The sequence below is a fragment of the Halorussus aquaticus genome (assembly GCF_024218795.1).
GTDB lineage: Archaea > Halobacteriota > Halobacteria > Halobacteriales > Haladaptataceae > Halorussus > Halorussus aquaticus.
Map to the genome: position 1 here is coordinate 304,436 of NZ_CP100402.1, position 14,294 is coordinate 318,729.

7 protein-coding genes, 1 tRNA gene and 3 rRNA genes are annotated in these 14,294 nt (G+C 55.7%); 7 read left to right on the plus strand and 4 right to left on the minus strand.

Annotated features, from left to right (window positions below; translation table 11 throughout):
• Positions 1 to 3: 3 nt before the first annotated feature.
• Complete coding sequence (locus NGM06_RS21985; RefSeq protein WP_254270535.1) at positions 4 to 189, minus strand: DUF5786 family protein; 186 nt, start codon at positions 187 to 189, stop codon at positions 4 to 6.
• A 535-nt stretch (positions 190 to 724) separates the two neighbouring features.
• Complete coding sequence (locus NGM06_RS21990) at positions 725 to 943, minus strand: hypothetical protein (protein WP_254270536.1); 219 nt, start codon at positions 941 to 943, stop codon at positions 725 to 727.
• Positions 944 to 1,520: 577 nt separating this feature from the next.
• On the opposite strand from NGM06_RS21990, the gene NGM06_RS21995 reads away from it, so the two are divergent.
• The 5 genes from NGM06_RS21995 to rnz all read left to right on the plus strand — a co-directional run bounded on the left by NGM06_RS21995 (position 1,521) and on the right by rnz (position 8,003).
• Positions 1,521 to 2,991 (plus strand): 16S ribosomal RNA (locus tag NGM06_RS21995).
• Positions 2,992 to 3,145: 154 nt separating this feature from the next.
• A tRNA-Ala gene (locus NGM06_RS22000) sits at positions 3,146 to 3,217 on the plus strand.
• Positions 3,218 to 3,428: 211 nt separating this feature from the next.
• Positions 3,429 to 6,345: ribosomal RNA gene (locus NGM06_RS22005) — 23S ribosomal RNA — on the plus strand.
• A gap of 127 nt (positions 6,346 to 6,472) precedes the next feature.
• Positions 6,473 to 6,594, plus strand: a 5S ribosomal RNA gene (rrf, locus tag NGM06_RS22010).
• The 16S, 23S and 5S rRNA genes sit together here with 1 tRNA gene alongside, the layout of an rRNA operon.
• A gap of 485 nt (positions 6,595 to 7,079) precedes the next feature.
• On the plus strand, positions 7,080 to 8,003 hold the full coding sequence (gene rnz, locus NGM06_RS22015; RefSeq protein WP_254270537.1) for a ribonuclease Z: 924 nt from the start codon (positions 7,080 to 7,082) through the stop codon (positions 8,001 to 8,003).
• 442 nt (positions 8,004 to 8,445) lie between these two features.
• On the opposite strand, the gene NGM06_RS22020 is transcribed toward rnz, so the two are convergent.
• Complete coding sequence (locus tag NGM06_RS22020) at positions 8,446 to 9,108, minus strand: DUF7504 family protein (protein ID WP_254270538.1); 663 nt, start codon at positions 9,106 to 9,108, stop codon at positions 8,446 to 8,448.
• A gap of 485 nt (positions 9,109 to 9,593) precedes the next feature.
• Positions 9,594 to 11,510 (minus strand): beta-CASP ribonuclease aCPSF1, encoded by a 1,917-nt coding sequence (locus tag NGM06_RS22025; RefSeq protein WP_254270539.1) that lies wholly within the window; start codon positions 11,508 to 11,510, stop codon positions 9,594 to 9,596.
• A 678-nt stretch (positions 11,511 to 12,188) separates the two neighbouring features.
• Here NGM06_RS22025 and NGM06_RS22030 point away from each other — a divergent pair.
• Together NGM06_RS22030 and NGM06_RS22035 are read left to right on the plus strand one after the other, a co-directional pair.
• Entirely contained in the window at positions 12,189 to 12,998 is an 810-nt protein-coding gene (locus tag NGM06_RS22030) for a hypothetical protein (RefSeq protein ID WP_465260996.1), read from the plus strand.
• Complete coding sequence (locus NGM06_RS22035; protein WP_254270541.1) at positions 12,995 to 14,257, plus strand: PD-(D/E)XK nuclease family protein; 1,263 nt, start codon at positions 12,995 to 12,997, stop codon at positions 14,255 to 14,257. The genes NGM06_RS22030 and NGM06_RS22035 overlap by 4 nt, the downstream gene beginning before the upstream one ends.
• Positions 14,258 to 14,294: the final 37 nt, after the last annotated feature.

A 14,294-nucleotide genomic window follows, 5' to 3' on the forward strand; every position in this document is an offset into this window, starting at 1 on the left:
CTGTTACTCCTCTTCGGGATTGTCTTTGATATCTTGGAGTTTGTTGACGAGATCGTCGGTCGAGGCATCAGTTTCGAACGTCAGTTCCCCTTCGTGGTCGTCCTCGTGAACGCTCACGCCTTCACTGTCATCGTCTGTATTCATTTCCTGATTCTGTTGCTCGGATTCGTCGTAACTCCCAAAACCCATATGCGATGGCTGTGTTCTTGCGGGCTAAAAACGTTCGATTGGTATTTGTTACTCATAGTCATCTATTATGAGCTGTTTTATCCCAAGGTTGAACCGTGGGAATCAGTTACTTCTGAATCTGCTTTTGTTACGAACTGAGACGTCGCACCTGCGGTCATCACGATGGGGTCGCATTTACCGGCAAGACGTAATGACTGAAAATCCGGTCGCGTTTCGCGCGGACGCGGAGAGATCGCGTTTCGCGCGGACGCGGAGAGAATTAGAATATCGCACGTTTGACGGACGCGACGCACGTCGCATCCTTGCCGTTGGCGAAAAGGATACTCTCACCGGGATTGTCACGCTCGACGATTTAGTTGCCACGATTGGCGAACAACGAATAACGTCACAGAGACAATCGAAGTCTAACCGCTGGAGTGTCGCCCGTCATTCCCTTCCTCGTAAAAACCTAATCATAATATAGAAATTGCTCTCCCGGAACTTGGCGAAATATACTAGGATCTTATTACACTACAGACTACCCAAAATTGGGTATTCATGTCCGGTCTTCAGTAATTCGTAACTGGCCGTTCACTTCGTAGAGGTAGCCGTGTTGGAGAAGGTGCTCTAACGCAACATCAACAGTTGCCTGTTCAAACTCGTCGGAAAGGCGTTTCTTTGCCTCGTCAATGGATAGTCGGCCATCTGCTGCCGTAATATGTGGTTTGAGCGTTTCCAATACCTCCTTTGCATAGGACGGGAGGGGTTGTTGCATCTGGAAGAACTCCGTGTCATCGATAGGTATGAACTCAATGTATATGAACGTCGGCCTCTGTGCAACTGCCCTACTTCCGACAGTACATCACCTAGATCATCGGAGGCTCATTTGTAGTAGATGAGATCCTATTTTTGGTTTGTGGTGTACGAAAACGATTCACAATACGGTATCGATTCGACGTATTTAAATTGGTACGGCAGATACAGAGTATTGGATGCGGCGTCCCGTGGTTCACGCCTCTTGGGTCGCCCAAGATTCCGGAGTGTGAAACGGTATTCTCACTCCGGAATCTGAAGTGCGCAATAGTGTGCTCGGGACAATCGATCTGTTCCGATGGCACAGATTACCTTTCAGGTATACCAGGGATCCCCTGGTTGCCGATGAGAAGGTGTCGCCAATGAGGATTCCACCCCTGCGGTCCGCCGTACACGATGGGATCTGATGTTAGCCCTGGTAGTTCGGTGATACTCGGTCGCTTCCGCGATCAGTGTCGTCGAACTAACGGACCTAGAAGATAGACACGATAGATGTGTCTCCGCCAGAAACCCACCGAGCCATCATGCGCTCGGCAACCATTCCGGTTGATCCTGCCGGAGGCCATTGCTATCGGAGTCCGATTTAGCCATGCTAGTCGCACGGGTTGAGACCCGTGGCAGATAGCTCAGTAACACGTGGCCAAACTACCCTGTAGATCAATACAACCTCGGGAAACTGAGGCTAATGTTGGATACGGCTCTCAGACTGGAGTGTCGAGAGCCACAAACGCTCCGGCGCTATAGGATGTGGCTGCGGCCGATTAGGTAGACGGTGGGGTAACGGCCCACCGTGCCGATAATCGGTACAGGTTGTGAGAGCAAGAGCCTGGAGACGGAATCTGAGACAAGATTCCGGGCCCTACGGGGCGCAGCAGGCGCGAAAACTTTACACTGCACGACAGTGCGATAAGGGGACTCCGAGTGCGAGGGCATATAGTCCTCGCTTTTGTACACCGTAGGGAGGTGTACGAATAAGGACTGGGCAAGACCGGTGCCAGCCGCCGCGGTAATACCGGCAGTCCAAGTGATGGCCGCTATTATTGGGCCTAAAGCGTCCGTAGCCAGCCAGACAGGTCCGTCGGGAAATCCACGCGCTCAACGCGTGGGCGTCCGGCGGAAACCAGCTGGCTTGGGGCCGGAAGACTCGAGGGGTACGTCCGGGGTAGGAGTGAAATCCCGTAATCCTGGACGGACCACCGGTGGCGAAAGCGCCTCGAGAAGACGGACCCGACGGTGAGGGACGAAAGCTAGGGTCACGAACCGGATTAGATACCCGGGTAGTCCTAGCTGTAAACGATGCTCGCTAAGTATGGCACACACTACGAGTGTGTGCTGTGCTGTAGTGAAGACGAGAAGCGAGCCGCCTGGGAAGTACGTCCGCAAGGATGAAACTTAAAGGAATTGGCGGGGGAGCACTACAACCGGAGGAGCCTGCGGTTTAATTGGACTCAACGCCGGACATCTCACCAGCTCCGACAGCAGGAGTGACGGTCAGTGTGATGAGCTTACCTGACCTGCTGAGAGGAGGTGCATGGCCGCCGTCAGCTCGTACCGTGAGGCATCCTGTTAAGTCAGGCAACGAGCGAGACCCGCATCCCTAATTGCCAGCAGCACCCTCGTGGTGGCTGGGTACATTACGGAGACTGCCACTGCTAAAGTGGAGGAAGGAACGGGCAACGGTAGGTCAGCATGCCCCGAATGAGCTGGGCTACACGCGGGCTACAATGGCCAGGACAACGGGTTCCAACCCCGAAAGAGGACGGTAATCTCTTAAACCTGGTCGTAGTTCGGATTGAGGGCTGAAACTCGCCCTCATGAAGCTGGATTCGGTAGTAATCGCGCTTCAGAAGAGCGCGGTGAATACGTCCCTGCTCCTTGCACACACCGCCCGTCAAAGCACCCGAGTGAGGTCCGGATGAGGCCCGGTTCCCGGGTCGAATCTGGGCTTCGCAAGGGGGCTTAAGTCGTAACAAGGTAGCCGTAGGGGAATCTGCGGCTGGATCACCTCCTAACACACGGGACCAGGTCGACACGACCTGGCCCACACCGTTCGTCCTCACACGACGAACCACTGACGAGGGTTCCTCGACGACCCTGTCGTGAAATCGACCGAGCACCTTAGAACTACCAGGGCTAACGAACACACCCTCCCCGTCGAGGGGACGGGCCCATAGCTCAGTGGCAGAGCGTCTCCTTTGCAAGGAGGAAGCCCTAGGTTCGACTCCTAGTGGGTCCATGTCGTGGGGCGAATCGAACCGTGTCCCTTAAGTGGGAGACGGCGCAACGATTCAATCCACACTAACCGATGCACTACTCCGTGAAAGCGTGAGTAGGAAGGGTTCGACGTACGCTCCTGATACTACCAGGACGTGACGATGACAACCGTATGTACGTGCAATCCAGGCGTCCACTGGATCCGAGTTGAACCGGGTCACAGTGCGATTCCAACAGCGTGGCTACTGTGCCAGCTGGTGGATGGCTCGGCTCGAGCGCCGATGAAGGACGTGCCAAGCTGCGATAAGCCTGAGGGAGCCGCACGGAGGCTAAGAACTCAGGATTTCCGAATGGGAATCCCCACCGCAATTGCTTCGCGCAATGGGGAACGTCGAGAATTGAAACATCTTAGTATCGACAGGAAGAGAAACCGCAAGAGATGTCGTCAGTAACCGCGAGTGAACGCGACACAGTCCAAACCGAAGCCCTCACGGGCAATGTGGTGTTCGGACTGACTCTCAGCGCTCGAACGATCATGTGAAGTCTCCTGAAACGGAGCGCGACACAGGGTGAAAGCCCCGTAACATGACCAAGTAAAGCGTGCGTCAGTTCCAGAGTATCGGGGGTTGGATATCCCTCGTGAATATCGCGGGCATCGACCGCGAAGACTAAACACGTCTCGAGACCGATAGCGAACAAGTAGCGTGAGCGAACGCTGAAAAGCATCCCACAAAGGGAGATGCAATAGAGCCTGAAATCAGTTGGCGATAGAGCGACAGAGCACACAAGGTCCTCTAACAAACGACACAGATGCGAATCTGCAGTAGGACTTAGAGGAAGCCGGTGTTCTGTCGTACGTTTTGAAAAACGAACCAGGGAGTGCATTTGATTGGCAAGCCTAACCCGTGCATCGGGGAAGGCACAGCGAAAGCGACATGGCCGCAGCCCTTACGGGCGAGGGCCGCCGTCTTCAAGGGCGGGGAGTCAATCGGATGCGACCCGAAACCAGATGATCTATGCGTGGACAAGGCGAAGCGTGCCGAAAGGCACGTGGAGGCCTGTTAGAGTTGGTGTCCTACAATACCCTCTCGTGATCTACGTATAGGGGTGAAAGGCCCATCGAATCTGGCAACAGCTGGTTCCGACCGAAACATGTCGAAGCATGACCTCTGCCGAGGTCGTCCGTGAGGTAGAGCGACCGATTAGGGGCGCCGACTTCGAGAGAAGTCGGCCCCCTTGTCAAACTCCAAACTTACGGACACCATCGACGCAGGGAATCCGGTGTGCGGGGTAAGCCTGTGCACCGTGAGGGAGACAACCCAGAGCTGGGTTAAGGTCCCAAAGTGTAGACTAAGTGCGATCGAAGGTGGTCTCAAGCCCTAGACAGCCGGGAGGTGAGCTTAGAAGCAGCTACCCTCTAAGAAAAGCGTAACAGCTTACCGGCCGAGGTTTGAGGCGCCCAAAATGATCGGGGCTCAAGTCTACCACCGAGACCTGGCCGCACCCGTAACACGGTGATCGAGTAGGTCGGCATTCCGTTCGGATGGAAGCATGGATGAGAATTCACGTGGACCGAATGGGAACGAAAATCCTGGTCATAGTAGCAGCGTTAGTCGGGTTAGACCCCCGACGGCCTTACGAGCAAGGGTTCCTCGGCAATGCTGAACAGCCGAGGGTTAGCCGGTCCTAAGTCTCACCGCAACTCGAATGAGACAAAAGGGAAACAGGTTAATATTCCTGTGCCGCTATGCAACAAAACCGACGCCTTGGGAACCATCAAGCCGGGCACTCGCCCGGTCAAATCTGGGAACTTCGTGGAAGCCGTAATGGCACGAAGCGAACGAAGCCGGAGATAGCGCAAGTTGATGTTACCTAGGGCCCGTGAAAAGGGAGCATAGCGTCCGTACCGAGATCCGACACAGGTGCTCTGGCGGTGAAAGCCAAGGCCTGTCGGGAGCAACCGACGTTAGGGAATTCGGCAAGTTAGTCCCGTAAGTTCGCGATAAGGGATGCCTGCCCCGGATAGGGGCAGGTCGCAGTGACTCGGACGCTCCGACTGTCTAGTAACAACATAGGTGACCGCAAATCCGCAAGGACTCGTACGGTCACTGAATCCTGCCCAGTGCGGGTATCTGAACACCCAGTACAATGGGGCGAAGGACCCGTTAACGGCGGGGGTAACTATGACCCTCTTAAGGTAGCGTAGTACCTTGCCGCTTCAGTAGCGGCTTGCATGAATGGATCAACGAGAGCGTCACTGTCCCAACGTTGGGCCCGGTGAACTGTACGTTCCAGTGCGGAGTCTGGAGACCCCCAAGGGGAAGCGAAGACCCTATAGAGCTTTACTGCAGGCTGTCGCTGAGACACGGTCGCTAATGTGCAGCATAGGTAGGAGCCATTACACAGGTACCCGCGCCAGCGGGCCACCGAGGCAGCATTGAAATACTACCCGTTAGTGACTGTGACTCTCACTCCGGGAGGAGGACACCGGTAGCCGGGCAGTTTGACTGGGGCGGTACACGCTCGAAAAGATATCGAGCGTGCCCCAAGATTTCCTCATCCGTGTCGGAAACGCGGAATAGAGCGCAAGAGCAAAAGGAAGTCTGACAGTGTCCTGCACAACAAGGGACGCTGACGCGAAAGCGTGGTCAGCGAACCTATCAGCCTGCTTGATGCGGGCGATAGATGACAGAAAAGCTACCTTAGGGATAACAGAGTCGTCACTCGCAAGAGCACATATCGACCGAGTGGCTTGCTACCTCGATGTCGGTTCCTCCATCCTGCCCGTGCAGAAGCGGGCAAGGGTGAGGTTGTTCGCCTATTAAAGGAGGTCGTGAGCTGGGTTTAGACCGTCGTGAGACAGGTCGGCTGCTATCTATTGGGGGTGTTACGGTATCTGACGGGAACGATCGTATAGTACGAGAGGAACTACGATTGGTCACCACTGGTGTACCGGTCGTCCGAAAGGGCGCGTGCCGGGCAGCCACGTGACACGGGGTAAGAGCTGAACGCATCTAAGCTCGAAACCCACCTGGAAAAGAGATACCACCGAGACCACTCGTAGAAGACGAGTTCGATAGACTCGGGATGTACGCGCCGAGGCAACGAGGCGTTCAGTCCGCGAGCACTAACAGGTCAATGCCACACACTCATACCGCACTGCGCCCGTTCAACACGGGTCCAGGCGCAAACTGGATTGCACGAAATCATACGGTTGTCACAGTTGAACCACCGACGTTGGACACACTGTTCGCGGTTCGATTCCGCGAGTCGGCGTTAAGGCGGCCATAGCGGCGGGGAACCACCCGTACCCATCCCGAACACGGTAGTTAAGCCCGCCTGCGTTCCGGCAAGTACTGGAGTGCGCGAGCCTCTGGAAACCCCGGTTCGCCGCCACCCACTCATACCACACCCGCTTCAGGCACCGCGCCCAAAGCGGGTTTCTTCATTTCGAACCAAACGTAAGGGTCGGCCTCTGCTTTGATACGATATCCAAACTACTCGTGGTCACGCTCTGAGAATGTATATCGAATCGTACGAATATTGGTGACTCCACGACAGGTGCAATTTACAGAGAGTTCTTGGAGTGCTCACTTCTCTATCTTCAAGAAGGAATCTTCCAGGCTCTGTTTGTGTCTTTACATAGCGTAAACTATGTGTCAATCTGGGCTGAGAATGGCGGCTCAGTTGCTATCGTCCTTACTAGAGGCTCAGTGGGGGAACTATTCGTCATTACCGCGAACAACGAGTATGCGGTTCACAGTGAACGAAGGTGCGTTTTTGTCTTGCCAAGATGGCGTGACGGAGAGAGGGTTTCGGAAAGGACAGGTCTCACTGAGAATTGATGCCGAAGTCGGTATGATGGGGGAGTCGCTAGTATACGTATGGAAGTTACCTTTCTCGGAACGAGTGGGGCTATCCCCACGATAGAACGGAATCCGAGTGCAATTTTGCTTCGGCGGGACGGTGAACGGTTTCTCTTCGATGTCGGTGAAGGAACACAGCGTCAAATGATGCGCTATTCTACTGGTTTCGACATTACTGCTATCTTCCTCACTCACCTTCACGGAGACCATATTCTCGGCCTACCAGGATTACTTCAAACGTTGGAATCAATCGAACGAGAAGCACCACTCACAATCTACACCCCAATAGGAACTGGAGAAAATATCACACAGTTGCTTACGGCTACGGAAACTGATCCAAAGTACCCTGTTTCGATTCAAGAAGTTAATCCCGATGAGGTTGCTGTTGACCATGATGAGTACCGGATTCAGGCGTTCGAGACAAACCATCGAACGCAGTCCGTAGGGTACGCCTTCATCGAGACAGAGCGAAAGGGCCGTTTCGACCGCGAACGGGCCGAAGAACTCGGTGTCCCTGTTGGACCAAAATTCCAGCAACTCCACGAAGGACGGTCTATCGAACTCGATGACGGAACAGTGGTCCATCCAGATCAAGTTGTCGGTGATCCCCGTCCTGGGAGACGGGTTGTGTATACTGGTGATACTCGACCCTCGGACACCACGGTTTCCGTAGCTACGGATGCCGATCTCCTCGTCCACGAGGCGATGTTCACTCAGGAGTCCACAGATCGAGCACGACAGACGGGTCATTCAACGAGTCGGGAGGCCGCCGAGATCGCCCGTCGTGCCGATGTTGATCGTCTTGCATTAACTCATGTTTCATCCAGATACGGAAATGATACTAGCGAGATAGAAGCCGAAGCGCGCGAACGTACTGATGTGGAAGTCTTTGTTCCTGATGATGGAACCACCCTTACTATTCCATATCCGGACCAAGACTGAGAAGATAACTGTCTACCACTTCTCAGAATATATTCCGTGAAAGAGAGCGAAAACGGGGAAAAAGACCATCACTGCTAAAATCCGCTATAAGAGAACGTATTGTACTCGGTTTCGGCGCTTCCTTCGAGAGTGTCTCATTCTCAAGATGGGTAGAAACGTGGTGAAGGAACGCGATTGCGTTCTTCCGAGCCTTCTCACGAGTTTCATACTGTGCAATAGGATAGTCGTGACGCGTCACACGTCCGTTTGGACTAATTGTCGAGAGGCGGAGCTTGAACAATGGTGCGTCCGACGCAGGTATGAGAACGGAGACCAGAAACGTCGTTTCAGAGTCAGTTTGATGTCGATACTCGAATACGACTGACTCTCGTTGCTCTGCAGGCGGGACTTCAGACCAGTCCGCTGGTAGTTCAGTATCCGGATTAGTCATGTCGATAGCCACTTAATACTGGTTGAGATGTGCACGCGTTGATCGAAGTTCAAATTCGATCCGATCATCGGGCCGTTTCGTCATCCAGAGTATACCATCGACGCACGTCGCGAGCTCTCTCATTGTCTCTTCGTCGTGTGCCGTGTAATCGAGACCAAAGAGACCGAGTCCACCCGGTGTTCGAATTCCAGAGATGCGACTGAGGACTGTCGAAACACGCTCGACAGGAGTTGATGCCAAAATAGGTGAGAGTGAACGAATAACGAGATGGCGCTGACCGGTTATCGGACCGCCTATTCCGGCTAACTCGGAAATAGCGAGAACGAGGCGTTCAAGGTCATCCGGTGCCGGGATTGATATCGTCGGAGTATCCTCATAGGGTGCCGAAATGTACTGTTCGGAAGTCATGTCGACGAGACGGAGTTGCGAAGGGTCTGCGGTCGGACAGACACGTTCGTATCGGCCAATTGTCTCAGATGCATTTTCAGTTGTCGTGACGACAACTGACGTATCAGCATTACTGCTATAATGGCAGAGGGCTCGGAGACAAAGAGCGTACGTTGTTGGATCGATTGTCCCAGCTACGAGAACGGTTGTGCCGTCCGCTAAAGCTTCGGGGAAATTCTCAACAGTGTGTTCAACTCCGTCCGTAGGTTGTTGTGATGAGTTCTCCATAATTGTTAGCCTCCCTCTTGAGATAGTGTTCGCCGTGAGGACCCCGACAATTTGGTGAGTGCGTGTTCGGGATAGTACCTCGCGCCGCACAGTGGACACTCTGCAACTTGAACGGTACCACGCCACTCCGTGGAGATTGAGAGGTCACGCACGTGGACTACTCGTTCGTTGAGGGCGGTCCCACAGTCCGCGCAGGGGAGATCTGTTTCGTTGGTCATAGGTGCGGTGTCTCTACCGGGTCCTGCTCAGCCCCGTCAAGGGACACCCAACGACCGCCGGGGACGGACCGCCGCCGGCACGGCGCATCTCAGAGCAGTGCCATCGGAGGACGCCCCTGTGATGGTGGCGAACCGATGGGCGAGTGGAAAAAGGACGGGACGGAGTTCGGGATACGATTGCTACTTTTGTCGTGACCGATAAATAGATTTCGCCCCAGTAGTCGGCGATTCCTCGGTCAGTACGTCGGTAACGCGAACACAGTGCTACTAATCGAGTCGGAACGTCTCTGTGTTCTTCGGAGCGTACGTTCGGAGATTGAATTTCTGATACAGTGCAGAGGAAAACTGGTCTGTCGCTGATTCGTCACCGTGAACGCAAAGCACTTCCTGTGGACGGGGCTCCATCGTCCGGACGAAGTCCTCGAGTCCGTTTCGATCTGCGTGTCCCGAGAATCCACTTACCGACTCAACGCGGAACTGAAGCGTCAGCTCCTTTCCACGGCGTCGGTCACTGAACGGAATCTTGCGTTCGCCGCGTTGGATTCTTCGACCGAGTGTCCCCTGAGCCTGATACCCCACGAAGAGGAGGGTATTTTCAGGATCTCCGCCGAGCAGTTCGAGCCACGACATGATTGGGCCACCCGTTACCATTCCGGAGGTCGAGAGTATAATGCAGGGGTCACCGGACGCTATCTCCTCGCGCATCTGGTCGCCGCCGTCCACCTGCTGGAACTGGTCGGCGAGGAACGGATTCTCGTCCTCGTGGAGGATCCGCTGGCGCAGTCCATCGCGCAGGAACTCGGGATACGCCGTGTGAATCGCCGTCGCCTCCCGAATCATCCCATCGAGGTAGACCGGCATCGTCGGAATCTTCCCTTTTCGCATCGCCTCCTCAAGGACTAACATAAGCTCTTGGGACCGACCGACAGCGAACGCTGGGATAACGACCGTTCCGTCTCTCTCAGACGTTTCGTTAATCAGTTCGATAAGACGACGCTCGCTGTCCTCTTGATCCGTCTGATAGTCGTTTCGTCGGCCGTACGTCGACTCTAGTACGAGCGTCTCGACGCGCGGGAAATCGTTCGATGCCCCGTTGAACAATCGTGTATCTGTATAATGAATATCCCCTGAGAAAACGAGATTGTGGAATCCACTTCCGATATGGAAATGTGCAACTGCACTCCCTAGAATATGTCCTGCGTTGTGGAGCGTCAGTTTGATACCCGGTGCTATATCGGTGACGTCGCCATAGTCGAGTGTAATCGTGTGTTTGAGTTCCTCTCGAACCATCTCGCTCTCGTATGGCGGTGTACGCCCTTCCTTTGCGGCGACGTCGAGATAATCGAGTTGCAGTAAACCCATCAAGTCTCGCGTCGCTTCTGTCGTGTATACCGGGCCGTCATACCCATATTTGAAGAGGAGTGGGAGAAGCGCACTGTGGTCTAGATGTGCGTGCGTCAATACGACAGCGTCGAGATCAGCGATGGGATTCGCCTCCGGAAGTTGCAGGTACGGTACTTCACCCTCGGCCCCCGGCTTATCACCACAGTCGATGAGAACGCGTGACTCTGGAGTACTCAGTACAAAACTAGCTCGGCCAACCTCACGGCAACAACCGAGCGTAGTTACACGCACCCACTCTGGGTCCTGACTAGATTCACGGTGAATCTCCTCCCCCACTTGCTCCAAAAATTGCCGGCGTTCGCCGCGTTCCTGCTTGAGGAAGTTCCGGACGTTGTCGACCGTCGACGATTCCATCGGTGGTGTTCGGAGGACTTCCGGCGTCCAACCGACTTCTTTGGTTATCTCTCGAAGTGTACTGGCCCGACTCCCGATAACGAGTCCCGGTTTCTCGGCCTCAATCAGCACCTCTCCAGTTTCGGGATAGAATTCTAGGTTCGTGATCCCTGCTTTATCGGGAATGAGATTGCGGATTCTTGGTTCTGCGTCGGCCGGACTCGTCTGCGTTCCCGGTGCGGGTCGGACGGTAATTCGCTTGCGTACCGTACTTGCGAGTCGGCGGACAAGCCCATCCTGTTCAGCAAACTTCCGTGGCGTATCAGTATAGATGATGAGTTCCGGGCCTTCGTACGTGACTCTCGAGATGGAGAGATCGTCCGGAATCTCGTTGGTAAGTTTCTCTCGTACCGAATCAAGTGCGGTCGTGTTATCGTTTGTAGTCATATGTTACTGGAGGTGAACCGGGAGAGTGACCGACTGACGGAAGCGGACAAAGTTTCCAGTAGGCAGGCTCCCAGCACGGTCCGTGTACATTTCTTGAACCAGCGGAACACTGTCGCCGATTTTCGCGGGTAGTAACACCGACTATCGACCAATGATATCGAGACAGTGAGTCCACCAGCATACGAACGGATGAAATCGTTCAATTAGGAATTCCCGACGAACCGTATAAATCTTTTCTGCTGTCTACAACTACCGTGAACCGCCTCGGGGTCAAGCCCCGAGGCACTCGGCCTCCTATTTCTGTAGAAGTAGATAATCCGACTTAACGCGGTGACCCGAGAACCAGACGAGAATTACTCCCCTCGAGTATCTGCTTTCTCAACTTGCTTAAGTACTGGGTCTGTACTGCCGTAGAACGTGTAAGACGGGAATTGCTCCCGTATCGGGTTAGTGACTCGCCTGATTCTGTTCGTTACTCACGGTAGACAAGCCACCGTGTTTTCAATCGCTATCGACCGTACAGTCAGACGTCCAGAATATGGGTTGGAGCGTTATTCGAACAGAAACGTATTTACCCTGTTGACTGGACTTCAGAAATCAGCACCGATTTATTGGACATTCCGTTCCAGGTTTGGCCTTCACGTGACACCGAAACAACTGAATGAATGCGTTTCAGACGTGCTGCCGAACGATTTCCCGTTCACCGTCTCTATCGGCGTAGCGGACGACCTCTGGACGTCCGCGAGTCGGTCTCCGACTCCACGTCATCTCGTCGTCACGCCGGTTCAACTCCACCGACGAAACGTCCAGCGACGACTTCGGGAAACTGCTCGGCCTCGAAGCGAGTTCACGTTCGCACGGCTAATCGACGTCGCTCGCGACCTCACCGGGGCCGCGCGAGAAGTGACGTCAGACGACCCACCAACCGAGACGCTCGACCGTATCGACCGACTCGCCCTTACACGACGGATTCTCCGCGATGACGCTGTTCCTAGTGAGACGCTTGCTCGGGCCGTCGGTTCTCCTGCTGTCGACCACGCCGAGCGAATCGAGCGGGCCCGGACCAGTCTCGGCATGGTGACCGGGTTCCATCCGGAGCGCTTAGAATCGTTACGCAGCATCGTCGACGAGATGAGTGGGGCCGCGGCCGACGACGCGGCGGACCTCTTGGAGGGATTGGTCGCCTTACAGGCGACGCTCGTAAATCGTACCGAGGTGGCTGTTTCCGATACTGACCTCCTGCGTTTCGCAACCCGACGACTAGCTGGCACGCCAACGGTTTGGAAACGCGCGTACCCCGATATCGACCGCGTCTCGGTTGCGGGCGTGAGCATGCTCACTGCGACGTTAGAAGACTTCCTCCGAACGGTCGGCAGACAAACGTCGGTTGACGTGTCGCTGTACCTCCGAAACGGAACTGGACCCGCTATCGTCGACCAACTCAGCCGACAGTCCGTCACGTTCGAACCGGGGGTGGACGTGTCGTGACCTCCGGAGAACTGCTCCCGCTCGATTCCGTCGTGCCGACGTTCTCGATGACTGTTCGAACGAGAACCGTGGAGGCTCGGATAGTGATGGCGACCGTGGCTGGACTCACCGCGCGCGGCGTCTCACCGAGTGACGTGACGGTCGTCGTCCGCGATGCCGACCAGTACGAAGACCCGCTGAGACGGGCCGCAAACCGATACGGTGTCACACTGAACTTCTGGATTCAACTTCGTCTCAAACGAACACTTCCGTATCGGCTGGCCGTCGCCGTCGTCAATCTTCTCGTCGCGCGTGAGGAGTCAGATCTACTGCCCGCTGACGCGCTCCTTGCACCGTTGCGGTTTCAGTGGACACCACCTGAAGCCACATCACCCGAAGCCGAGGCTCCTGATACCGCTGGCGACTGGCCGCTGTCGGCCGAGACGGTCGAGGCGCTGTCTCGACGTGTCGCCGGTGAACGCCACCGAGTCGCGGCTTGGCGGAACCGGATCGGAGACGTCACCGGCGGTGACTCGCGGTTCGACGCCTACGTCGAGTGGCTCGATGGTTGTCCGTCGTCGCCGGACCCCGATGACGTGCGAGAGACGCTCGTACCGTTGTTCGACGCCTACCGGAAGCGCGTCCTCCCGATGCGGCAGGCAGACGACGCCACGCTCACGGAGACGGCCCGGACCGCCAGAGCACTCGCGCGACTCGTCGAAGACGGTGATGGACTCGTCGGCGAACTCGCCGTCAAGTACAGGTCGTGGCTCGACGACGACTACGGTGAGCAGTCGTGGGCGACGGTTCGAGAACTCTGCGATGCACTTGCGACGACCGTCCCGGGTCGCCGAGAGTATCCGACTGCACGTGCCGTCGACGTGATGGAGGCCAACGACGTGTGGGGCCTCAGTATCCCGTACGTCATCGTCGCGGGTCTCGTGGACGGAGAGTGGCCGCGTCCGCCTGACAGCGAATTCCCGGCAGGCTTCCGGGAGCGAGTGAGTGATACCGAAGGAGTCGGGGAGAACGTTCGGCCGCGGTCGGGGTGGACGGAAGGCCGGGAGTTCGATCAGTTCGCCGACGCGGTTGTGGCGGCCAGTGAGGCGCTCGTCGTGACGCGACACGAGTACGACTTCGACGGCGTCGAACGTCCTCCGTCGCCGTACGTCCGGCTATTGGACCCGACACCTGTCGACGACCCGGAGGTCGATACCCTCCTCGCCGAGCGTCAGCTACCGCCTCGACTGGCCGCAATCTCGGAGGAGGCCTCGAACTGATGACCCCTCGACAGAGCGAGCGTGACGGTGCGACTGT